This is a genomic window from Ruegeria sp. THAF57, assembly GCF_903914075.1.
Taxonomy (GTDB): Bacteria; Pseudomonadota; Alphaproteobacteria; order Rhodobacterales; family Rhodobacteraceae; genus Ruegeria.
Genome location: NZ_CAIWNQ010000001.1, coordinates 215,901 through 236,857, shown reverse-complemented (window position 1 = coordinate 236,857; position 20,957 = coordinate 215,901). Strand labels below are relative to the sequence as shown.

At 57.9% G+C, this 20,957-nt stretch carries 18 protein-coding genes; 13 read left to right on the top strand and 5 right to left on the bottom strand.

All coding sequences use genetic code 11. The annotated features are described in order from the left end of the window. Positions 1-36: 36 nt before the first annotated feature. Positions 37-1,770 (bottom strand): serine protease, encoded by a 1,734-nt coding sequence (locus RUESEDTHA_RS01100; RefSeq protein WP_180883619.1) that lies wholly within the window; start codon positions 1,768-1,770, stop codon positions 37-39. Between the two features lie 205 nt (positions 1,771-1,975). Here RUESEDTHA_RS01100 and RUESEDTHA_RS01095 point away from each other — a divergent pair, with 205 nt between their 5' ends. Next, positions 1,976-2,905: a glycine--tRNA ligase subunit alpha gene (locus RUESEDTHA_RS01095; RefSeq protein WP_180883618.1), complete on the top strand. Its 930-nt coding sequence runs from the start codon at positions 1,976-1,978 to the stop codon at positions 2,903-2,905. 8 nt (positions 2,906-2,913) lie between these two features. Here the strand turns inward: RUESEDTHA_RS01095 and RUESEDTHA_RS01090 are convergent, their stop codons facing one another. Then, positions 2,914-3,546: a MarC family protein gene (locus RUESEDTHA_RS01090; RefSeq protein WP_180883617.1), complete on the bottom strand. Its 633-nt coding sequence runs from the start codon at positions 3,544-3,546 to the stop codon at positions 2,914-2,916. A gap of 91 nt (positions 3,547-3,637) precedes the next feature. On the opposite strand from RUESEDTHA_RS01090, the gene RUESEDTHA_RS01085 reads away from it, so the two are divergent. From RUESEDTHA_RS01085 to glmM, 9 genes are all read left to right on the top strand, one after another. Continuing rightward, positions 3,638-4,159, top strand: coding sequence for a DUF6446 family protein (locus RUESEDTHA_RS01085; protein ID WP_180883616.1), 522 nt, complete (start codon positions 3,638-3,640; stop codon positions 4,157-4,159). Between the two features lie 7 nt (positions 4,160-4,166). Further along, the gene (gene gltS, locus RUESEDTHA_RS01080) at positions 4,167-5,381 is read left to right on the top strand and encodes a sodium/glutamate symporter (protein WP_180883615.1); all 1,215 of its coding nucleotides are present in this window, start codon (positions 4,167-4,169) and stop codon (positions 5,379-5,381) included. A 9-nt stretch (positions 5,382-5,390) separates the two neighbouring features. After that, a complete protein-coding gene (glyS, locus tag RUESEDTHA_RS01075) occupies positions 5,391-7,589 on the top strand; it encodes a glycine--tRNA ligase subunit beta (RefSeq protein WP_180883614.1) in 2,199 nt (732 codons plus the stop codon). A gap of 43 nt (positions 7,590-7,632) precedes the next feature. After that, complete coding sequence (locus tag RUESEDTHA_RS01070) at positions 7,633-10,194, top strand: putative PEP-binding protein (protein WP_180883613.1); 2,562 nt, start codon at positions 7,633-7,635, stop codon at positions 10,192-10,194. Between the two features lie 186 nt (positions 10,195-10,380). Then, positions 10,381-11,022: a cell wall hydrolase gene (locus RUESEDTHA_RS01065; protein WP_171210581.1), complete on the top strand. Its 642-nt coding sequence runs from the start codon at positions 10,381-10,383 to the stop codon at positions 11,020-11,022. A 73-nt stretch (positions 11,023-11,095) separates the two neighbouring features. Next, positions 11,096-12,466, top strand: coding sequence for a multicopper oxidase family protein (locus RUESEDTHA_RS01060; protein WP_180883612.1), 1,371 nt, complete (start codon positions 11,096-11,098; stop codon positions 12,464-12,466). A 102-nt stretch (positions 12,467-12,568) separates the two neighbouring features. Then, a complete protein-coding gene (locus RUESEDTHA_RS01055; RefSeq protein ID WP_180883611.1) occupies positions 12,569-13,489 on the top strand; it encodes a dihydroneopterin aldolase in 921 nt (306 codons plus the stop codon). Beyond that, positions 13,486-14,484: a dihydropteroate synthase gene (gene folP / locus RUESEDTHA_RS01050; protein WP_180883610.1), complete on the top strand. Its 999-nt coding sequence runs from the start codon at positions 13,486-13,488 to the stop codon at positions 14,482-14,484. Before RUESEDTHA_RS01055 ends, folP begins: the two co-directional genes overlap by 4 nt. A gap of 35 nt (positions 14,485-14,519) precedes the next feature. Then, positions 14,520-15,863, top strand: coding sequence for a phosphoglucosamine mutase (gene glmM / locus RUESEDTHA_RS01045; protein ID WP_180883609.1), 1,344 nt, complete (start codon positions 14,520-14,522; stop codon positions 15,861-15,863). Here the strand turns inward: glmM and RUESEDTHA_RS01040 are convergent. Continuing rightward, a complete protein-coding gene (locus RUESEDTHA_RS01040; protein ID WP_180883608.1) occupies positions 15,860-16,762 on the bottom strand; it encodes a DMT family transporter in 903 nt (300 codons plus the stop codon). The two genes, glmM and RUESEDTHA_RS01040, sit on opposite strands and share 4 nt — an antisense overlap. Before the next feature lie 66 nt (positions 16,763-16,828). Then, positions 16,829-17,851 (bottom strand): ketol-acid reductoisomerase, encoded by a 1,023-nt coding sequence (gene ilvC, locus RUESEDTHA_RS01035; protein WP_171121092.1) that lies wholly within the window; start codon positions 17,849-17,851, stop codon positions 16,829-16,831. Between the two features lie 132 nt (positions 17,852-17,983). On the opposite strand from ilvC, the gene RUESEDTHA_RS01030 reads away from it, so the two are divergent. Both RUESEDTHA_RS01030 and RUESEDTHA_RS01025 read left to right on the top strand, forming a co-directional pair. Continuing rightward, positions 17,984-18,439 carry an Lrp/AsnC family transcriptional regulator gene (locus RUESEDTHA_RS01030; protein WP_180883607.1) on the top strand — a complete coding sequence of 152 codons (456 nt, stop codon included), beginning with the start codon at positions 17,984-17,986 and terminating at the stop codon, positions 18,437-18,439. After that, positions 18,436-18,894 (top strand): Lrp/AsnC family transcriptional regulator, encoded by a 459-nt coding sequence (locus tag RUESEDTHA_RS01025; RefSeq protein ID WP_171122861.1) that lies wholly within the window; start codon positions 18,436-18,438, stop codon positions 18,892-18,894. Before RUESEDTHA_RS01030 ends, RUESEDTHA_RS01025 begins: the two co-directional genes overlap by 4 nt. A gap of 1 nt (position 18,895) precedes the next feature. Here the strand turns inward: RUESEDTHA_RS01025 and RUESEDTHA_RS01020 are convergent, their stop codons facing one another. Next, a complete protein-coding gene (locus tag RUESEDTHA_RS01020; RefSeq protein WP_180883606.1) occupies positions 18,896-19,597 on the bottom strand; it encodes a GntR family transcriptional regulator in 702 nt (233 codons plus the stop codon). 229 nt (positions 19,598-19,826) lie between these two features. Between RUESEDTHA_RS01020 and RUESEDTHA_RS01015 the strand changes: the two genes are divergently transcribed. Beyond that, positions 19,827-20,954, top strand: coding sequence for an aminotransferase class V-fold PLP-dependent enzyme (locus tag RUESEDTHA_RS01015; RefSeq protein WP_180883605.1), 1,128 nt, complete (start codon positions 19,827-19,829; stop codon positions 20,952-20,954). The last annotated feature ends 3 nt before the right edge of the window (positions 20,955-20,957 follow it).

Sequence of the window (20,957 nt, the reverse complement as noted above, 5' to 3'; positions counted from 1 at the left end):
TCGAATGAGCGGCGCTTTGTTTTACTGGACCCTTGGTTAGTCCCAACAGTGAACCAATACCGTCATTCCCGTGGCCCGGCGATTCAGTTCATTCGGGGTAACCTGTGCCGTGGCCTGCCCGGACTGCCCCGATACGCCAGCCTTATCCAAAATTTCGTTCAGACGTGCCGCTGACGCTGCCAAACTGACCGAGGAGGGCAGGGTGCGCCCGTCTGACGGTGTTGGCAGCAACATGCCAACCACTTGGCCACTATCGTCAAAAACCGGGCCGCCCGCGTCGCCGGGTAGGGCGGCCAATGCCAGGCGTTTCACACCTTCTTCACCGTTCAGGCCGCGGATGTCTGCCACTTGGCCGTATGTCAGCGTCGGAGCACCCAATGCCCCCTCGTACGAGAACCCCGAAACCGCCACTTCGGATTGAATTCTGGGTGTGTCAGAGTTGAATTCCGCAATGCTGATCGGCGCAAGATTGTTTTTGGGCCGCAAGACAGTGACACCTAAATCCGCGTCGGTCCAGGCAACCTGCAACTCTTGCTCATCGTCCAGTGTCACGCGTGCGCAAGTGTCGGCTGCCTCGGAAACGGTAAGAACCGTACCGCTGGAATCCGCGAAGAACCCCGAGCGTGAAAGACGCGGTTTGCGCACCTGCAAACCAGATACAAGGTCGACGCGCTGATCTGCGTTCGCCCCTGCACCGGCGTCCAGAACGGCATCAGTTGTCGTGAAGCTGGCTTTCATCGCGGCCAGGACGCGGGCGCGGCGCGCCTCGTCCCCGTCGGGCCAGACAAGGGTAAAGCCCTTGATTGCGCCGTCTTTCAATTGTGCTTGTGTGTAGGACACGATGCCGTTTCCGCGCCCTTCGATCATAAAGCTGTCTGCACGCAACTGTCTTGGGCCATCCAAGGGGATGATCTCAAGCGATTGCATAACCTCGTAGAGCGCGCGGAGCGTGTCCTTGCCGCCATTCTGACTGATCAGCAGGGCTTTGGCGCCCAGACTTGAGGTGCCGTTGAAATGAGCGAACGGTGCCTCGTACCGGTCGAATGCAAGAACGCCCAGTGGCATGTCCATATCTATCCCGGCCTGCGGGTCGGAATTGCGTGCCATGCCTACACTGATCAGGGGCGCATTATAGTCATCCATAAGTGCCTGCCTTTGGGTGGAGGTCAGAACGCCTGTGGCCTCAAAGCCGTTGAATCTCTGCCAATCGCCCATCGACCGGCGTGTGCCCGGACCAAACGCGCCGTCGATTGTCGAGTTATAGAACCCTGCGGCCTGAAGCGCCGTCTGCAGGTCTTTACGTTCCTGTGCGGTCAACAGGCGCTCGCTCTGAAGGGCTTGCGCGCGGGTCTCATCAGAAACTTGCGGTGTCAGCCCGGTTACGGGTTGCTCGGCCGTAGGCTCGACAGGTGGCGTGACGACCCCGCGATCCAGAATGTTGACTCCGACGGGCCAAAACTGTTGCTCCAATGAGTTCGAGAACGCGATGTAGCTGTCAGCGGGGATTTGGCCTTCAGCGCGGTAAACCCTCAGGACCTGCTCGGCGTCGTTTTGCAAATACGGTCCGATTACAATGGCATACCAGCCAGAGTTGAGGCGAAATCCGTTCACGTCTGGCAATACGTTGGCGTAAGCCTGCGCTCTTTCCTGCGCCTCACGAAGTGAGGGCTGTGCCTCGACCTGAACCCAGACGCCAGCGTCCTGCTGCGCAAATACAGCGCGCACGCCAAAGAAGAATAGAAACAGAATTGCAGTGAATATGCGTGTCATTGTCTGCCCGTGTCCGCAGTGTTTTATCTTTGGGTCAGACTAAGCGATTTGCACCATTGAACGCTATGCCCCGATTACGGGGAATTTCCAGTGTGGCGGTCCAGTGACAGCCAAGGTGCACTGGGACGTTGACGCCCATTGGCCCCTTGCATAGGAAGGGCAAAACCCATCGGAACCGGGCGCAAATCCGCCCAAAGGGAAAGTCATGACCGAACAGTCCAGCGTACCTCGTTCTTTTCAGGAGATAATCCTGCGGCTACAAACCTATTGGGCCTCGAAAGGGTGTGCCATTCTACAGCCCTATGACATGGAGGTTGGCGCAGGTACGTTCCACCCGGCGACCACGTTGCGCGCATTGGGGTCAAAGGCTTGGGCAGCCGCCTATGTGCAACCCTCTCGTCGCCCCACAGACGGGCGATACGGTGAAAACCCGAACCGGCTTCAGCACTATTATCAGTATCAGGTGTTGATCAAACCCAGCCCGCCCGATCTGCAAGAGCTGTATCTGGGGTCGCTTGCGGCGATTGGGATCGACATGGATCTGCATGACATCCGCTTTGTCGAGGATGACTGGGAAAGCCCCACCCTTGGCGCGTGGGGGCTGGGCTGGGAAGTCTGGTGTGACGGTATGGAAGTCAGCCAGTTCACCTATTTCCAGCAGGTTGGCGGCCATGACTGCGCGCCTGTTTCAGGAGAGTTGACCTATGGCCTTGAGCGTCTGGCCATGTATGTGCTGGGCATCGATCATGTTATGGACATGCCGTTCAACGATCCCCAATCCCCCAGCCCATTGAAATACGGTGATATCTTCAAGCAGACCGAAGAGGAATACGCCCGCTGGAACTTTGACGTGGCCAACACCGAGGTTTTGCTTCGTCATTTCGAAGAGGCCGAGGCCGAATGCGCCACCATTTTAGCGCAGGAACATGACGACCCGAAAACCGGCAAGCGGATTGTGATGGCGCATCCGGCTTATGACCAGTGCATCAAGGCGAGCCACATTTTCAACCTGCTGGATGCGCGCGGGGTGATCTCGGTGACGGAACGCCAGGCCTATATCGGCCGTGTCCGGGCGCTGGCCAAGCAATGCGCCGACGCCTTTGTGATGACTGAGGCCGCCGGGTTCGAGGCCTGATGCCTCGATCACGCCAAACCGGGCAACAGAACCTTCAGGCCGTCTGCAATCATCCCGATTGCGATGGCCGACAGGATCATGCCCATGAAACGGCTCATGATGACGCGGGCGTTTGCAGACAGCCGCTTGGCCAATGCCGACGCGTTCCAGAAGGTGATGAACAGCAAGAACAGCACCGCCAGAAAAACGCCCGAGTAGATCATGGCGTCAACTGGTTTGGAAACGTGGTGCGCATACAGGATCAGCGTCGTGATCGTGCCGGGCCCAACAAGAATGGGGAAGGCCAACGGATAGAAAGCCACGGTTTCGGGCTTGGGGTAGGATTGTTTTTCCCCTTCCGTCCCGTGATGAGAGGTGCTTTCGTTCCCGTTCAGCATGTTCAGCCCAATCATGAGAACAACCAACCCGCCCGCGACACGCAGGTCGTCCACGCTGATGCCGAAAAGACCAAGGGTTTTGTTGCCAACAGCGGCAAACGCTCCACCCAGTATCAGGCAATAAAGTGCGGTCTTGGTCGCGACCTTTCTTTGATCGACGGGCGACAGGCCATCTGTCACGCTCAGGAAGACGGGCAGGTTGGTGATGGGGTTCATGATTGCGAACAACGCGCCGAAAAAACCGGCGGCAAGGGTGGGGTCCATTCCGTGTGCCTCAACTCAACCTGTACTGGATTGAAACCTGTCGCATTTTTGGCAAGTTTGAAAGAGGCCGCGTGATCGGGATGTGGAAACTATGACCGGAAAACTGCTTGCTATTTTGTTGCTTGTGTCAGCTGGCATCGCTGGTGCGGCCATGTACTACTTACAGGTCTATGGGTTCTATTATTCGGTCGAACCCGGTTCGGATCAGGATGTCGTTCTTTTGTCCGCAGATGGTGAAACGTCCATTCCCCTTGAACACACCGCTTTTCAGGCGATTGACGCCGACAGCTCTCCGATCCGATATCGGGCCTGTTTTGAGACAGAAAAGAACGCTTCGACTTTGTCAGCCTTCTTGCCCGCCGAAAGCCCCGAGCCGTTGACGGCCCCAAGCTGGTTCGAATGCTATGATGCGGTAGCCATCGCAGATGCTTTGAAATCGGGGCAGGCCCGCGCTTTTGTAGGGGTCAAAAACATCCACTACGGCGTTGATCGCATTGTTGCCATTACAGAAGACGGCAAAGGTTTTGTCTGGCATGCGCTGAATAATTGCGGTGAAAAAGCCTATGACGGAACGGTAGTGGGTGAGGAATGCCCACCCCGACCCGAGAGTTGAGGGCCCCATGACTGACGCCGCGCTGCACGTTCCCAATTTCCTGACCGCCACGCTGGGCATCGCGGTTTACCTGATCGGGGCCGAGATCAACGCGCGCGTTGCGTTGCTGCGTCAGTTCAACATACCCGAGCCGGTCACGGGCGGTTTGCTTGCCTCGTTCACTCTGCTGTTTTTGTACCTCGTCACCGGCCTTGAGCTGAGTTTCGATCTGTCTGCCCGCGATTTCCTGTTGATCGTGTTCTTCGCAGGGATCGGGCTGAACGCTCGGCTGTCCGATTTGATTTCTGGCGGCAAGCCTCTGTTTCTGCTTCTTATTTTGACGTTAGTTACGATTGTCGCTCAGAATGTGGTTGGAGCGGCAGGCGCGGTGGCGTTCGGCTATCCGGCACAGGCAGGTGTTCTGTTCGGTTCGGCTGCCCTGATCGGTGGTCATGGAACTGCGATCGCCTGGGCGCCTGAGGTCGGCGCGGTCACCGGTCTAAGCGGCGCCACCGAATTGGGGGTCGCCGTGGCGACTCTGGGTCTTGTACTGGCGGCGGTGGTTGGCGGACCGATTGCCCGCTTTTTGGTTGAAGGCAAGAACCTGACGCCTGACCGCCCAAACGAAGAGCATACGGTCGGCCTGCCTGATGATGCCACCGAGGCCGAAACTAAGATCGACCACCTGACTATCATGCGCGTTCTGCTGTATCTGAATTTGGCGATCATCTTTGGATATATGCTGAATGGGGTCATTGAGGCGACGGGGCTGAGGCTGCCTCTGTTCGTGCCCTGCCTGATCATGGGGATCGTCATCGCAAATATCCGCACGGCCCTAGCCCCCAACGCGCCCCCCGTGTCGCGGACACCATCACTGGCTTTGATCTCGGAATTCTCGCTGGGCGCGTTTTTGGCCATGTCGTTGATGAGCTTGCAACTGTGGACTATCGCTGAACTTGGAATGGCCATTGTCGTGATCATGGCCGCGCAGACGTTGTTTGCGGTGATGTTCGTAATCTGGGTGTTGTTCCCGGTGATGGGCAGCAACTACCGCGCCGCGGTTCTGGCCGCCGGGTTCGGAGGGTTCGCCTTGGGTGCGACACCTACCGCTATTGCCAATATGACCGCAGTGACCAAGAGATATGGTCCATCGCCTATTGCCTTTATCGTGCTGCCCCTTGTATCCGCCTTCTTTGTGGATATCGCCAATGCCATCGTCATCCAGACGATCGTCAATTTCTAAGGACTGACAATGCCCGACCTGCTGATCGAACTGTTCTCTGAAGAGATTCCCGCGCGTATGCAGACCCGCGCCGGTGAGGACCTGAAAAAGCGGATCACCGACGGTCTGGTCGATGCCGGTTTGACCTATGCCGGGGCCGCCGCCCTGACCACGCCGCGCCGTTTGACGCTGGCAATCGAAGGCTTGCTGGCGGAAAGCCCCACAATTCGTGAAGACCGCAAGGGTCCCAAAGTGGGTGCCCCGGACAAGGCGATTGAGGGCTTTTTGCGTGGTTCAGGTCTGGCGCGCGATCAGTTGGAAGAACGCGAAACCCCCAAAGGCGCAGTCTATTTCGCCACCATCGAAAAAGCCGGCCGCCCTGCGGCCGAGATCGTGGCCGAAGTACTTGAAGCCGCCATCCGCAACTTCCCGTGGCCCAAGTCTATGCGCTGGGGCAGTGGACCATTGCGCTGGGTGCGGCCACTGCACTCGATCCTTTGCATTCTGAGCGATGAAGCGGGCACGACGGTTGTTCCGCTTGAGGTCGAGGGGATCAAATCCGGTGACACAACGGCCGGTCATCGTTTCATGGCGCCGGATCGTTTCTCGGTCTCGTCGTTTGACGACTATGCCGCCAAGTTGAAACGCGCGTTCGTCGTCCTGAACCCTGCGGACCGGGCCGAGCATATCTGGAACGACGCGCAAAACATGGCGTTCGCCGCTGGTCTGGAAGTGGTCGAGGACAAGGGCCTGCTGGCCGAGGTCTCGGGGCTGGTCGAATGGCCCGTGGTGCTGATGGGCAAGATCGACGACGAATTTCTGGATCTGCCGCCCGAGGTTCTGCAAACCTCGATGAAAGAGCATCAGAAGTTCTTTTCGGTTATGAACCCCAAGACCGGCCGGATCGAACAGTTCATCACCGTAGCCAACCGCGAAACTGCCGACAACGGCGCGACCATTCTGGCGGGGAACCAAAAGGTGCTGTCGGCCCGTTTGGCTGACGCGAAATTCTTCTGGGAGAATGACCTGCGCATCGTCAAATCCGACGGGTTTGAACCGTGGGTCGAAAAGCTGAATGCTGTCACGTTCCATGCACAGTTGGGCTCGCAGGGTGAACGGGTTCAGCGCATCGCCGCGCTGGCGCATGAGTTGGCAGTGACTACGGGCGCGACGCCCGCGCTGGCGATGATGGCTGCACAGGCGTGCAAGGCCGACCTGTCATCCGAGATGGTGTTCGAATTCCCCGAATTGCAGGGCCTGATGGGCCGCTACTATTCCGATGCCGCTGATCTGCCAGCAGAGGCGGGGCAGGCGAGTCAGGAACATTATTCTCCGCTTGGCCCGTCCGATGATGTGCCGACCGCGCCGGTTTCCGTGGCGGTCGCTCTAGCCGACAAGCTGGATACGCTGACCGGGTTCTGGGCGATCGACGAAAAGCCCACCGGATCAAAAGACCCGTTTGCCCTGCGTCGTGCGGCGTTGGGGGTGATCCGGTTGATCCTGACCAACGATCTGCGCCTGTCGTTGAGCGACACCTTCGCAACGGCGCTGCGGACCTTGCTGAAATTGCCCGAGTGGCAGGCCGCCCTGCTTGAGGCCAAGGCAAAACAAGCCAAGGCCGAGGATGCCGAAGCCGCCGCGCAAGAGGTTCACGGGCTGGCCCATCAGGTCGAAGCGGCGACTGCGATCGTCACCAATGCCCCGGCAGATTTGCTGTCTTTCTTCCACGACCGCCTCAAGGTGTTCCTGCGCGATGAAGGCATCCGTCACGACATCATCGATGCCTGTATCGCGATGGACGGCAACGACGACCTTAATCTGTTGGTCAAACGCGCCCGTGCGCTGAATGCGGTGATCGCGACCGAGGATGGTGAGAACCTTGTGCAAGGGTTCAAACGCGCCAACAACATCCTGACGCAGGCCGAGGAAAAGGACGGCGTCGAATACTCCTACGGCGCTGATGTGAAATTCGCCGAGACCGACAGCGAAAAGGCGCTATTCGCTGCTTTGGATACGGCGCAAGGTCAGATTGAAGCCGCGCAAAAGGCCGAGGATTTCCCCACCGCCATGACCGCTATGGCCGCTCTGCGAGGTCCTGTGGATGCGTTTTTCGAGGATGTTCAGGTTAACACCGACAACGATATCCTGCGCCGCAACCGCCTGAACCTGCTCAGTCAGATCCGGCAGGTTTGCGCGCGCGTGGCTGACCTCAGCAAGATCGAAGGTTAAGCCAGATCGCCCTTGCGCCACTGGTGCAGGGGCTTATGCTGCGGTGAAACCAAAAGGTGCCGCAGTGCAGAATAACCCGCATACTACGCTTATTACTCCGACAGCGCCCGTTGCGACCACATCTCATGGTGGCCGGGCGAAATGTCTGCAACGCCTTGTTCGTCTGGACTTGCCTGTGCCGCGCACGGTGGCTTTGTCCTTTGATGCCGTGCAAAAGATCGCAAGCGGTCAGGTTCCTGACATTGACGCAATTCTCGAACAGTTTGATCAGGCTGCGTTGCTATGTGTCCGCCCAAGCTCTGAGGACCCTGATTGGGGCGGGCCTGGCGCTATCCTGAATATCGGCATGAATGACGCTCGCTATGTGGACCTGTCCGATTCAATGGGTGTCGAAGCTGCGGCGGCGCTTTACCTGCGTTTTGTTCAAAGCTTTGCCGTCCATGTCGCACGTTTGGATGCCGACGTATTTGACGATATCGACTCTGACGGCCGCGAAGGTCTGAAGCTATCGCTTCGCGCGTACGAAGATGAAACGGACGAAGCCTTTCCCCAGGATAGAGGAGAGCAACTGGTTGCCGTTCTCCGCTCGATGGCGCGGGCTTGGGACGGGACGTCCGCGCGCCTGTTGCGGCAGGCCAAGGGTGCCCCTGCGGATGCCGGGCTGGGGCTAGTCATTCAGGAAATGATCCCCGGTGTCGGGCAGGGCGAGTGTGGATCGGGTGTGCTGCAACTGGTTGATCCCACGACCGGAATGCCGCAATTGACTGGCCGGTACCTTAGTCAGAGCCAGGGCCGCGATGCATTGGGCGAAGGCGTTTCCGCGCTGTATCTGGAAAAGGACCCGCGCGGGACGTCTTTGGAAGATGTCGCGCCCGAGGCGTTTGCCGAACTCAAAGCGCACGCTGCCCTAATGCGCATCAAGTTGCGCGAAGAGATGCAGGTTGAGTTCGTCATTGAAAACGGCCACGTTCATATTCTGGATGGCGTTCGCGTTCAGCGCAGCGCAAGGGCTTCTATGCGGATTGCCGTGCGGCTTGCCGAGGATGGTATCATCCCACCGCAAGAGGCCGTCATGCGGGTTGATCCGCATTCTCTGAACGAACTGTTGCACCGTCAGGTTCATCCCGAAGCGCGTCGGGACGTGCTGGCCACTGGCATCGCAGCCAGCCCCGGCGCAGCCACAGGAAAAATCGTATTCACCGCCGCCGAAGCGCAGGCCAGCGCCGCCCGGGGCGAGCCGTGTATTCTGGTCCGCCGCGAAACCGCGCCTGAAGATGTGCGCGGGATGCATGCGGCTGTCGCGGTTTTGACCGAGAAGGGCGGAATGACCAGCCACGCAGCCGTTATCGGGCGCGGTCTGGGCCTGCCCTGTATTGTCGGCGCGTCCGAGATGCGATTTCAGACGAAAAAGAAACTGCTGACGGCATCTGACGGGCGTGTGTTCCAGACTGGCGACACGCTGACCATTGATGGGACCTCCGGCCAGGTTCTGGCCGGGCAGCCCGCGATGCTAGAGGCTGCGCTGGATGACTGTTTTCAAACGCTGATGAGTTGGGCCGATGCCGAACGCGACATCGCCATACGCGCCAATGCCGATACACCCGCCGACGCGCAAACGGCGCGAAATTTTCTGGCGCAGGGGATCGGCCTGTGCCGGACCGAGCATATGTTCTTTGACCCCGGCCGCCTGATCGTGATGCGCGAGATGATCTTTGCACAAACCTCGTCTGGCCGAGAGGCGGTGCTGGAACGGCTATTGCCGATGCAGCGCGACGATTTCGTGCAGCTTTTCCGGATCATGGAGGGGCAACCCGTCTGTATCCGACTGTTCGATCCGCCTCTGCACGAGTTTCTGCCCACCACCCGCAGCGGGCAACGCGAGCTGGCCGAGGCGTTGGACCTTCCAGTCTCGGATGTCGAGCGCCGCGTTGCCGCCATGACAGAGTATAACCCGATGCTGGGTCTGCGCGGGGTTCGGCTGGGTGTCACTGTTCCCGAAATCTATGACATGCAGGCGCGAGCGATCTTCGAAGCAACGCTTGAGGCCAGCAAGAACGGTGCGCCCGTTGTGCCCGAGGTGATGATCCCGCTGGTTTCGGCCAAGCGTGAAGTCGAGCTTGTGAAATCCCGTATTGACTCCGTCGCAGCCTCGGTTGCATCCGAACAGGGGCAGGAGTTCGAGTACCGTTTGGGGGTCATGGTCGAAACGCCTCGTGCATGTCTGCGAGCGGACGAGATCGCGCCCCAGACCTCGTTTCTCAGCTTTGGAACGAACGACCTGACCCAGATGACCTATGGGCTTTCCCGAGATGACGCAGGGCGCTTTATGTCAGCTTACGTTCGGCAAGGTGTTTTCGCCGAAGACCCGTTCCACGTGCTTGATCCGGACGGTGTGGGCGAGTTGCTAAGATTGGGAGCCGAGCGCGGCAGACAGGCCCAACCAGACGTGACTTTGTCCGTCTGCGGCGAGCACGGGGGCAATCCCGAATCAATTGCTATCTGCCGAGAGCTTGGATTCGATTATGTGTCCTGTTCGCCGTTCCGCGTTCCGGTGGCTCGGCTGGCTGCCGCTCAACTGGCAATTTCGTCCAGACTTGGGGGTTGACACTTACCCATTCCGCTAGGATTAGTAGGAAACAGAAAGCGCCGTCGTCGATCATTTTTGACGTTACGGCGATTTTCCACTTGCTTTTCCGCCAAAACTGGACGTTTCCGTTTCAATTCGGTATGAGCCTCGTCGCGCCCGCCGGGGGAGGGTATGGCGCGGAATGTGCCTGTGCGAGGTTATCTGATGCTACGATACATACTGGCTGTTGCCACATTGGCAGCAACCGTGCTGCCGAGTGTTTCCGTCGCTGAGAGGGAAACCACTGATACTGCCAAGCGGGAACTTGTGACGCGGAGCGAATTGCCCGGTCAGAATTTCCGTGAATATCTGAGTTTGTTCAAACCGCGAAAAACGGTTGAACCACAAAAAATGTCTTACTCAAAGTCATGGCTGGACGAACAGCCTGCGGCTGCGGGTGATGAACACTTCAAGTGTTTGGCCGAGGCGCTGTACTTTGAGGCCCGCGGTGAAAGCGTTCGCGGCCAGTTTGCCGTGGCCGAAGTCATTCTGAACCGTGTCAAAAGCAGCCGGTTTCCGGACTCGCTGTGCGGTGTGATCAAGCAGGGGACAGGCAAAAAATACCAATGCCAGTTCACTTATACCTGTGATGGGCGCAAGGAAGTGATCCACGAGAAGAAGGCCTACGAGCGTGTGTCGAAAGTCGCGCGGGCGGCCATTGACGGTGTTGTCGGTGAAATGACCGAAGGTGCCACGCATTACCACACCACTGCGGTTCGCCCGTCCTGGTCGCGTGTGTACAAGGAAACGGCACGCATTGGCGTGCACATTTTCTACCGTCACAACTATCGGACGGCGAGCAACTAACTGACGCACCCGCGCTGGAAGCTTGCTGGCGCGGGATGTTTTTTGCCTTATGTTGCGGGCCGGGAGGCCCGCAATGACTTTGAACCGCAGACAATTTATGCAAACGACCGCTGCGGCGGTCGTGTTGCCCAAACTTGGGTGGGCTTCTTACCCCGCGCTTGTGGCACAGGAAGCTATGCAACAGATTGCCCCGGAAGGGTTTTCTGAGACACGCGTCTGGACCTATGGCGGTCAGGTGCCCGGTCCGGAAATTCGGGTGCCTCAAGGTGCGCGCGTCCAGCGTCGATTGTCGAACACTCTGCCGCAGCCGACGACTGTGCACTGGCACGGGATTCGTATTGACAATGCAATGGACGGTGTACCGGGTCTGACTCAGGATGTTGTTCAACCGGGGTCTTCCTTTGACTATGACTTTGAGGTCCCAGATGCCGGAACATATTGGTATCACGCGCATAATCGCTCGATGGAACAGATCGCGCGGGGGCTCTACGGGCCGCTGATCGTTGAAGAAGCCGTCGCGCCGGATGTCGATCGCGATCTGACATTGATGTTGGATGATTGGCGGCTCGACTCTGAAACCGCGCAAATCATGGACGATTTTGGGAATGGTCATGACCTGAGCCATGCGGGACGGCTGGGAAACCTTGTTTCCGTCAATGGCCGGTTTGATCCTGCCTATTCGGTGGGTGGTGGCGAGAGGTTGCGTTTGCGTCTGATCAATGCGTCCAATGCCAGGATATTTGATCTTGGGCTGGATGGCCTGACCGGTTGGATCGTTGCACTTGACGGTATGCCCTTAGAGGTTCCGCTAGAGGTCAGCGACAGATTTCCTTTGGCTCCGGCGCAAAGGGTAGATCTGATCGTGGATGTCCGGGCAGCACCTTCTGGTATTGCGAACCTCGTGAGTTTTGAAAGGGACGGTAGCTATGGGCTGGTTCGGTTCGACGTTTCCGGCAAGTCGAAAACCGCGCGAACCGGAATTACGCCATTGGTCCCAAACCAAATGCCTGAGGTCTTGCTTGAGGATGTACCATTGAAGCAGATGGCGATGCAGGGCGGTGCGATGCGGTGGCTGGAGTCGGCAAAGATCGGCGAAAACGTGCTTTCGGGGCAGGAACTGGCACAGCTCGGGCGGTTTTGGGCATTGAACGGCAATGCCGAGCGACCGGCAGAGCCGTTTTTGGATGTCCAAAAGGGGACGACCTATAGGATCGAGTTCGTTAACGAGACTGCGTTTCCACACGCGATGCACTTACACGGTCACCATTTTCGCCTGATCCTTGAGGACGGGACTTTGGGTCCGTGGCGCGATACAGTTTTGGTTGAGCGTGGTCAAACCCGTCAAATCGCACTTGTGGCGGATAATCCGGGCGATTGGCTGCTGCATTGTCATATGCTGGGACATGCTGCTTCGGGTATGATGAGCTGGTTCCGTGTCACCTGACGCCGCATTCGACGACTAGAAAGGCGTTTGTTGCGGTGTTATACGCGCCCGCATCGTTTAATTTGGGTAAGCCTGTCCCAAAAGCCCGAAAAGGTCCGCTGCATGAGTTCCGAAATCCGCCTTGCCTTTGCGCACCCCTCTGAGCGGTCCGAGGCAACTGCCACTCTGGGGCCGTTGGATCGCATTTCTCTGCGCGACCATATTGTCGAGGTTGAGATCGGCGCGTTTCAGGCGGAACGCGGTACGACGCAGCGCATCTGCTTTAACATTGTAGTCGAGGTGCGCCCGCTGACCGATCCTATCGATGATGATGTTGACCGGATTCTGTCCTATGACCGGGTGACCGAAGCAATCGCATATGAACTGGCCGCCGAGCGTCTGAACCTGCTGGAAACACTTGCCAACCGGATTGCGGAACGGATTTTACTTGAGCCTCAGGCTGTAAGGGCCTTTGTAAGAATAGAAAAACTGGACCGTGGTCCAGGTGCCTTAGGTGTTGAGATCGTGCGTGGTCGGGATATGGCCCATCATGATCTGGTCGAGGAAGAGCGTCCGCACCCCCGGCTGGTATTCTTGTCGAACGAGGCCATTGCGTCCGACAATCTGACCGGTTGGATTGATCAGTTGGAAAACCGAAAACGCCCGCTGATCCTGTGTGTCGGGGCCGCAGATATGGCGGTTTCGCAAACAGGGCATGCGATGACACAGCGTCGGATTGACTTGCTGGCCATCGAACAAAATGCGTGGGTTCTGGCTGCGCGGGATCATCGCTGTGTCGTTGTGTCGACCCGAACGGAACTGGATTGGGCGATGAAGAACGGCCAGATTTGCGTATGGGCACCGTCCAAGATTGTTTTGGACGCGGTGGATGGACCGTCTGCAGCTCCGTCTGATGCAGTTGCATTGGCGGCATGGTTCGCCGCGACTTTTGAGGCCAGCGAGATGATGGTGATTGGCGGGGGCTTGCCCGAAGCGCCGAAAACCCCGTTGCGTGCAGTGCCCGTGGATCAGGCACGACTGTGAAAGTATACTACCGCCCTTTGGTTCAGCATGGCCCGGCTCGTCCCGATGGGGCAGTAGCCTTGGCTGGGCAGCAGCTTTGGTTTTCTCACGTAGAGCGACTTAGCCGCGTGGTTGCCCCTGTGGTTCTTCCGGTAGGCGAAGTACCGGATCAGGACTTGGATCGCTTGACGAGACCACGGCAGCCGGTTGCTGGTCTGGCGATGGACCGCCCTCAGATCATGGGTATCCTGAACGCCACGCCCGACAGTTTTTCGGACGGTGGGCTTCACAACTCGGTCCATGCGGCACAGGCGGCTGCGCGGACTATGGTTGACCATGATGCAAGCATTCTGGACATCGGCGGTGAGTCCACGCGGCCCGGTGCCTCTTTTGTGCCTGAAGCCGAAGAAATCGCGCGGACCGAACCGCTGATCAGGGCAATTCGGGCTGAAACGAGCGCGCTCATTTCCATAGATACGCGCAAATCTTCGGTTGCAAAGGCCGCGTGGAAGGCGGGCGCGGGGCTGATCAATGATGTTTCGGGCTTCACTTTTGATCCGCAATTGGCGCCGTTTTGTGCCGAGGTCGGTGCGCCGGTCTGCGTTATGCATATGCAGGGTGATCCGGCCACGATGCAGGATAATCCCACTTATGACGACGTGCTACTGGATGTGTATGATTTTCTGGATAGCCAAGTGACGTATCTGGAGGGATTGGGGCTGGACCGCAGCAAGGTTCTGGTCGATCCGGGAATTGGCTTTGGCAAGTCCGAGGCCCATAACCTGACACTGCTTCAGAACCTCAGCCTGTTTCACGGGCTGGGCTGCCCTATTCTGGTGGGTGTATCGCGCAAAGGCTTTATCGGTCGGATCGGCAAAGAGACGCGCAAGGATGCCCGAGCGCCGGGGTCGATTGCAGTTGGGTTGGCTGGTCTGGCACAAGGGGTGCAGATCCTGCGGGTACATGACGTCGCCGAGACGGCTCAAGCCTTGCGTCTTTGGGCTGCCGTCCGGTAAGCCATCTACAGGCAAGAATTTACGGAGTGACATCTATGCGCAAGCTGTTCGGAACCGACGGGGTGCGGGGCACTGCGAACACGCATCCGATAACGGCTGAGATGGCCCTTCGCATCGGTGCGGCGGTTGGGCGGTATTTCCGCCGTAGTCAATCCGGAGCACACCGGGTGGTAATCGGTAAGGATACGCGTCTGTCAGGCTATATGCTGGAAAGTGCTCTGACGGCCGGTTTGACGTCGACAGGTATGAACGTGCTGTTGCTTGGGCCGGTGCCGACTCCGGCGGTGGGTCTGATGACACGGTCGATGCGTGCTGATCTGGGGGTCATGATCTCGGCCAGCCACAACCCGGCAGAAGATAACGGAATCAAGTTCTTTGGTCCTGACGGGTACAAGCTGTCTGATCAGGCCGAGATCGAGATTGAGAAACTGATCGAAGAAGGTGTGCGCCCAGCCCAAGCGCAGAACATCGGGCGCGCACGGCGAGTTGACGATGCGCGTTTCCGCTATGGTGAGCGTATAAAGTCGTCATTGTCACGCGATTTACGATTGGACGGGTTGAAGGTTGTGGTGGACTGCGCAAACGGTGCCGCGCACCGGACCGCGCCCGAGGTTCTTTGGGAGCTAGGGGCCGAGGTCGTTCCCGTTGGCGTTGCACCCAACGGCAAGAACATCAATTTGAACTGTGGTTCGACCAAACCGCAATTGGCTGCAGAAACGGTTGTGGCGCATGGTGCCGATGTTGGGATATGCCTCGACGGTGATGCGGATCGCGTCGTCATGATCGACGAACACGGGCAAGTGGCCGACGGTGATCAGTTGATGGCATTGCTGGCAACCTCGTGGGCTAAGGCCGACAGGCTCAATGGCGGCGCTTTGGTTGCTACGGTCATGTCAAACCTTGGGTTGGAGCGGTATCTCACCGCTCAGGGGTTGCGGCTTGAGCGAACGGCGGTCGGCGACCGCTATGTAGTTGAGCGGATGCGTGAAGGCGGGTTCAATCTGGGTGGCGAGCAATCCGGCCATATCGTCATGAGCGATTTCGCGACGACCGGCGATGGTCTTATGGCGGGACTGCATTTCCTGGCCGAGATGGTCCATTCTGGCCGCAAGGCGTCCGAGCTTTCGTCGCAGTTCGAAACCGTGCCTCAGTTGTTGAAGAACGTGCGTTATGCAGACGGGCAGACGCCGTTGGAATCCGCAAGCGTTCAGGCCGCAATCGCGGATGCCGAGGCGCGTTTGAACGGGCAGGGGCGTCTTCTTATCCGCAAGTCCGGGACCGAGCCGCTGATCCGTGTCATGGCAGAATGCGAGGACGACGCCCTGTTGGGTCAGGTCGTCGACGGTATCGTGGCCGAAGTCGAGGCTGTTACCGGTTAATAACCGAACAGCATCTTGCGCAGGCTAAACCATTGGCTGATCGCCAAGCCGGTCAGGATCATGGCAAGGGCGACGAAGAACCTAAGGGGCAGCGCTTCGGACAAAATCCATGCGCCAAAAACCATTGACCAGATTGGCACTTGGTAATTCACCAGCGTCAGAAAAACCGATCCTGCGCTGCGAATGATCGAAACGCGCAGCAATGTGGCAAGCGCAGTTGGCACGAGGCCAAGTGCGATGATGGCTAGGCTTGGCCGCGTGCCTTCCCATGTCGGCAGCCCTTCGGTCATCAACATGATCGGAAGCAAGATGATCGCGCCGACCAAAAGGGTCAGGGCGGCCAGAACCACTGGGTCAATCGGTGGGCACCGTCGTGTGAAGATAGATGCGCAGGCGTAGCAAAGCGCGGCGCTGACGCAGGCCAATTGCGCCAAAGGTTCCGTGCCTTGCCCGATCTGCGCCAAGCCCGGTCCGATGAGCACAAGCGCGCCCGAAAATCCAAGGCAGACTCCAACAAGACGGCGCGTATTCAGAGGCTCATCCGAGAAGAAATGCGCCAGCGGCAGAACCATCAGCGGAATTGCAGCCATCGACAGACCTGCAAAAGCCGATGGTACAAATTGCTGCCCCCAGCTCAGCAACAGGAAAGGCAGGGCCGAGGACAGGATGCCGATGATCACAATCGACCACCACAGTGCCGCAGAAAATCCCGGCATCCGACGTTTTGTGACGGCCATAAGCCCCAGCAATGTTACCGCGCCCAAAGTGGTGCGCGCGGTTGCGACTGTGATCGGTCCGTACCCCTCAAGCGCCATGGCGACGACCATGAATGTGCCGCCCCAGATCAGGCCCAGAGAGAATACACCGCTCCAGTCGCGGGATGTGGGTTGATCGACCATTTATGCTCTCCGGCCCGGACAAAAAGGGCGACCCGTGGGCCGCCCTTTCGCACTATCCCAAAGGGATTAGTTCTTTTCCTTGTCGACCATTTTGCCGGCCGAGATCCAGGGCATCATGGCGCGCAGTTTTGCACCGGTTTCCTCGATCATGTGCTCGTCATTGGCACGGCGCGATGCTTTGATGGTCGGCTGGCCAACAGCGTTTTCCAGCATGAAGTCGCGAACGAATTTACCCTGCTGGATGTCGTTCAGAACCTCTTTCATGCGCGCTTTGGTCTCGTCGTATTTCAGGATACGCGGGCCGGTCACGTACTGGCCGTACTCAGCCGTGTTCGAGATCGAGTAATCCATGTTGGCGATGCCGCCTTCATAGATCAGGTCCACGATCAGCTTCACTTCGTGCAGACACTCGAAATAGGCCATCTCGGGCGCATAGCCTGCTTCGACCAGCGTTTCAAAGCCGCAGCGGATCAGTTCGACCAGACCGCCGCACAGAACGGCCTGTTCGCCGAACAGGTCGGTCTCGCACTCTTCACGGAAGTTGGTTTCGATGATGCCCGAGCGGCCGCCACCGATGGCCGAGCAATAGGACAAGCCGATTTCCAGCGCCTTGCCGGTTTCGTCCTTATCAACGGCAACCAGACAGGGCACGCCGCCGCCTTTGACGTATTCGCCGCGCACGGTGTGGCCAGGGCCTTTGGGGGCCATCATGATGACGTCGACGCCCTCTTTCGGCTCAATCAGGCCGAAATGCACGTTCAGGCCGTGGGCAAAGGCAATGGCCGAGCCGGGCTTGATGTTGTCATGCACGTATTTCTTGTAGGTTTCGGCCTGCAATTCGTCGGGCATGGTGAACATGATCAGGTCACACCATGCGGCTGCTTCGGCGATGCCCATCACGGTCAGACCTTCGGCTTCGGCTTTCTTGGCCGAGGCCGAGCCTTCGCGCAGCGCGACGACCAGGTTCTTGGCGCCCGAGTCACGCAGGTTCAGTGCGTGGGCGTGGCCTTGGCTACCATAGCCCAGGATGGCTACTTTCTTGTCTTTGATCAGGTTGATATCGCAATCGCGATCGTAATAGACGCGCATGTCGCTGGTCCTTTCTGTTTGACTTGGCGACGGTTCTACTTGCGATCTTTCGGGATGGCGATAGCGTTTTCCTTGTTATTGCGTGTAGGTTGTGAGAAATTATTCTCTCAATTGCCGCAATTGGAAAAAATCATGCTCGACGACGTCGACCGGCGAATCCTGCGCCATTTTCAATCTGATCCCACATTGTCGACTGCGGAATTGGCCGAGCGTAGCCGCATCAGCGCAAGCCTGTGCTGGCGTCGCATTGAAAAGATGCAGGAATCTGGCGTGATCGAGGGGCAGGAGGCTATCATCGACTGGGCCGCGCTGGGATATGCCGTGGAGGTGTCGCTTCGGGTCACACTGGATAAAACGCAACCCCGCGCGTTTGACGAGTTTACAGCGGCCGCCCGTCAGGTGCCCGAAGTGATAGAGATTCAAACCTTTCTGGGCCGTGTGGATGTTCGGTTGTCGATTTTGGCGCGGGATATGTCACACTATCAGAAACTCTATCGGGATCAGATTCTGACTCTGCCGCATATCGCGGATATCGAGGCCCTGATGCACATCGCGCGCGTCAAAAGCGAAGTGGCTCTTCCAGTATGATCGAGTTGGATGAGATCGACCGCAATATCCTGCGCGCTTTGGTGCAGGAGGCATCGCAAAGCGCAGGGGCGTTGGGGCGCAAGCTGGGATTGTCACAACCCGCCACCTGGCGCCGTATTCGGCGACTGGAAGATGCTGGGGTGATAAAGGGTCGCCGCTTGCGTTTGAACGCCGAAGCTTTGGGTTTTGGCGTGACGGTTTTTCTTGGCGTCAAACTGGCCCGCAAAGGGCAGGTGAGCCTTGAGGACTTTGAACGCGCCGTCAGTGCAATCCCCGAAGTACAAACCGTCGAGCACGTACTAGGTCTGTATGACTATCGGTTGCGGGTCGTTGCGCGCGACCTTGCTGACTTTGAGCGTGTCCTGCGACGGCGGATCATGACCTTGCCCGGAGCCGGAGATGTCGAGGCCAATGTGCTTCTCAGCGAAGAGAGATTGCCCGGACCAATCGGCTAAATCAGTATTTTGTGCGGATGCGGTACCCCGGATGATGGGTCATCCGCGCAAAGGTCATGGGCTGACCGTTCTTCCATGTGGTACGTTCAAGTTGAATCATGGATGCCCCTGCTGTGGTCCCCATGAATTCAGCCAGACGACCATCCGCAGACACCGCGCAGAATGCGACTTCGGCCTCGGTGAAAGGAGCTGCATTCAACAACCACTCGTGCGGGCCATGTGCGTTCAGATCGGCGTGCTCAACTTCTGGGACGGCATCTATGTTGATCCAGCGTTCTTCCAGTTGGAAGGGGCGATTGTCGGCGTAATGCATGCAAATCACGTGCAGCACTCGCACGTCCGGCGAAACGCTTAGCTGTGATGCCAGCCAACCCGGACTTGCAACCACGTTCCGTTCGACCAGAGAATACCGGTAGGTAGAGTTTTGGCTTTCAACCGACTGACGCGCCAGCGAAAATTCCAACTTCGCGTGCTTGCTGGGTTCTTTTTTGACGCGCGTCCCGCTTTTGCGCTTTCGTTCGACAAAGCCTTGTTCTGCCAGTTCACGCAAGGCCCGGTTCACGGTTGCGCGCGCGCAATTGAACTCTTCAGCGAGTTGCGTTTCCGTCGGCAGCAAGGATCCCTGTGGCCAAATTCGAGTTTCGATTCGCCTTTTAACCTCGTCCCGAACAACCTGAAAGCTGACCCGTTTTTGCGCCGTCACGATCCGAATTACCTTTCTTCCATAAAGTGAGTGTATCTGGTCAGAAACACGTATCGGTGTAAAGGGCGCTGACACTGTTTGGCGTCACATTTTCGAGTGTTTTTCGCCAAAAAAATCAAGTTTTCTATTGAACTTATGGGCTTCCCTGACGTCAATTGCGTTCGGCAGGTATCACTTGCCGCCAAGTGCCCATATTTGGGGCCGTCAATGCAAAGTGAAAGGACCCGTCATGCCAGCACTATTGGATACCGTTGACCCAAATGGGCTTGAAGAATTTTCGGTCGTCTTTACGGACCGTTCTCTAAATCACATGTCGGTACAGTTTCAGCAGGTCATGCGGGACATTTCGGCGATGCTGAAAGATGTCTACAACGCGGACGGCGTCGCGGTTATCCCCGGAGGCGGCACCTATGGTATGGAAGCCGTCGCGCGTCAGTTTGCCCGGAACCGAAATGTTCTGGTCGTTCGCAACGGATGGTTTTCTTATCGTTGGAGTCAGATCATTGAAACCGGCGGTCTGACAGCCTCGACAACGGTGCTCAAGGCGCGGCAGGTCGGGAACTCCAGTCCATCGCCTTTCGAACCAGCTCCAATCGAAGACGTCGTTGCGACCATACACGATCAGCGCCCGGATGTGGTGTTCGCCCCGCATGTGGAAACGTCGGCGGGTGTTATTCTGCCCGACGACTACGTGACAGAAATGGCTAGGGCCGCTCATGAGGTTGGTGCGCTGATGGTGCTGGATTGCATCGCGTCGGGATGCGCGTGGGTCGACATGAAGGCTACAGGTGTCGATGTTCTGATCTCGGCCCCTCAGAAAGGGTGGAGCGCGTCGCCCTGCGCTGGTTTGGTCATGTTGTCCGAGCGCGCAGAAGCACGGTTGGAAGAAACCACCTCGGACAGCTTTGCGATAGACTTGAAAAAGTGGCGTCAGATCATGGCCGCATACGAAAACGGTGGCCACGCGTATCACGCGACGATGCCGACGGATGCTTTACGCGCCTTTCGTGACACGATGCTTGAAACCCGCGACTATGGGTTTGACAAGCTACGCCGCGCGCAATGGGCGCTGGGTGACGGTGTCCGCGCGATGTTGAAGGAAAAGGGTGTGATCTCTGTTGCGGCAGATGGCTTTGGCGCTCCCGGGGTGGTGGTAAGCTATACATCGGATCCGGACGTGCAAAACGGTAAGAAATTCGCCGCTTTGGGCATGCAGATCGCGGCTGGTGTGCCCCTTCAATGCGATGAACCGGAAGGGTTCAGCACATTCCGCCTGGGTTTGTTCGGACTGGATAAGTTGTATGATGTAGATAGGACCATCGCACGGTTGAAACGCGTCTTGGATCAGGTTCTCTGAGCG

What these genes read in the sequence shown, in the direction of transcription:
- RUESEDTHA_RS01100 (WP_180883619.1), bottom strand. Translation starts at nt 1,770, where the DNA reads ATGACACGCATATTCACTGCAATTCTGTTTCTATTCTTCTTTGGCGTG.
- gltS (WP_180883615.1), top strand. Translation starts at nt 4,167, where the DNA reads ATGACTGACGCCGCGCTGCACGTTCCCAATTTCCTGACCGCCACGCTG.
- glyS (WP_180883614.1), top strand. Translation starts at nt 5,391, where the DNA reads ATGCCCGACCTGCTGATCGAACTGTTCTCTGAAGAGATTCCCGCGCGT.
- RUESEDTHA_RS01095 (WP_180883618.1), top strand. Translation starts at nt 1,976, where the DNA reads ATGACCGAACAGTCCAGCGTACCTCGTTCTTTTCAGGAGATAATCCTG.
- glmM (WP_180883609.1), top strand. Translation starts at nt 14,520, where the DNA reads ATGCGCAAGCTGTTCGGAACCGACGGGGTGCGGGGCACTGCGAACACG.
- RUESEDTHA_RS01030 (WP_180883607.1), top strand. Translation starts at nt 17,984, where the DNA reads ATGCTCGACGACGTCGACCGGCGAATCCTGCGCCATTTTCAATCTGAT.
- RUESEDTHA_RS01085 (WP_180883616.1), top strand. Translation starts at nt 3,638, where the DNA reads ATGACCGGAAAACTGCTTGCTATTTTGTTGCTTGTGTCAGCTGGCATC.
- RUESEDTHA_RS01090 (WP_180883617.1), bottom strand. Translation starts at nt 3,546, where the DNA reads ATGGACCCCACCCTTGCCGCCGGTTTTTTCGGCGCGTTGTTCGCAATC.
- RUESEDTHA_RS01025 (WP_171122861.1), top strand. Translation starts at nt 18,436, where the DNA reads ATGATCGAGTTGGATGAGATCGACCGCAATATCCTGCGCGCTTTGGTG.
- ilvC (WP_171121092.1), bottom strand. Translation starts at nt 17,851, where the DNA reads ATGCGCGTCTATTACGATCGCGATTGCGATATCAACCTGATCAAAGAC.
- RUESEDTHA_RS01055 (WP_180883611.1), top strand. Translation starts at nt 12,569, where the DNA reads ATGAGTTCCGAAATCCGCCTTGCCTTTGCGCACCCCTCTGAGCGGTCC.
- RUESEDTHA_RS01015 (WP_180883605.1), top strand. Translation starts at nt 19,827, where the DNA reads ATGCCAGCACTATTGGATACCGTTGACCCAAATGGGCTTGAAGAATTT.
- RUESEDTHA_RS01065 (WP_171210581.1), top strand. Translation starts at nt 10,381, where the DNA reads ATGCTACGATACATACTGGCTGTTGCCACATTGGCAGCAACCGTGCTG.
- RUESEDTHA_RS01040 (WP_180883608.1), bottom strand. Translation starts at nt 16,762, where the DNA reads ATGGTCGATCAACCCACATCCCGCGACTGGAGCGGTGTATTCTCTCTG.
- RUESEDTHA_RS01060 (WP_180883612.1), top strand. Translation starts at nt 11,096, where the DNA reads ATGACTTTGAACCGCAGACAATTTATGCAAACGACCGCTGCGGCGGTC.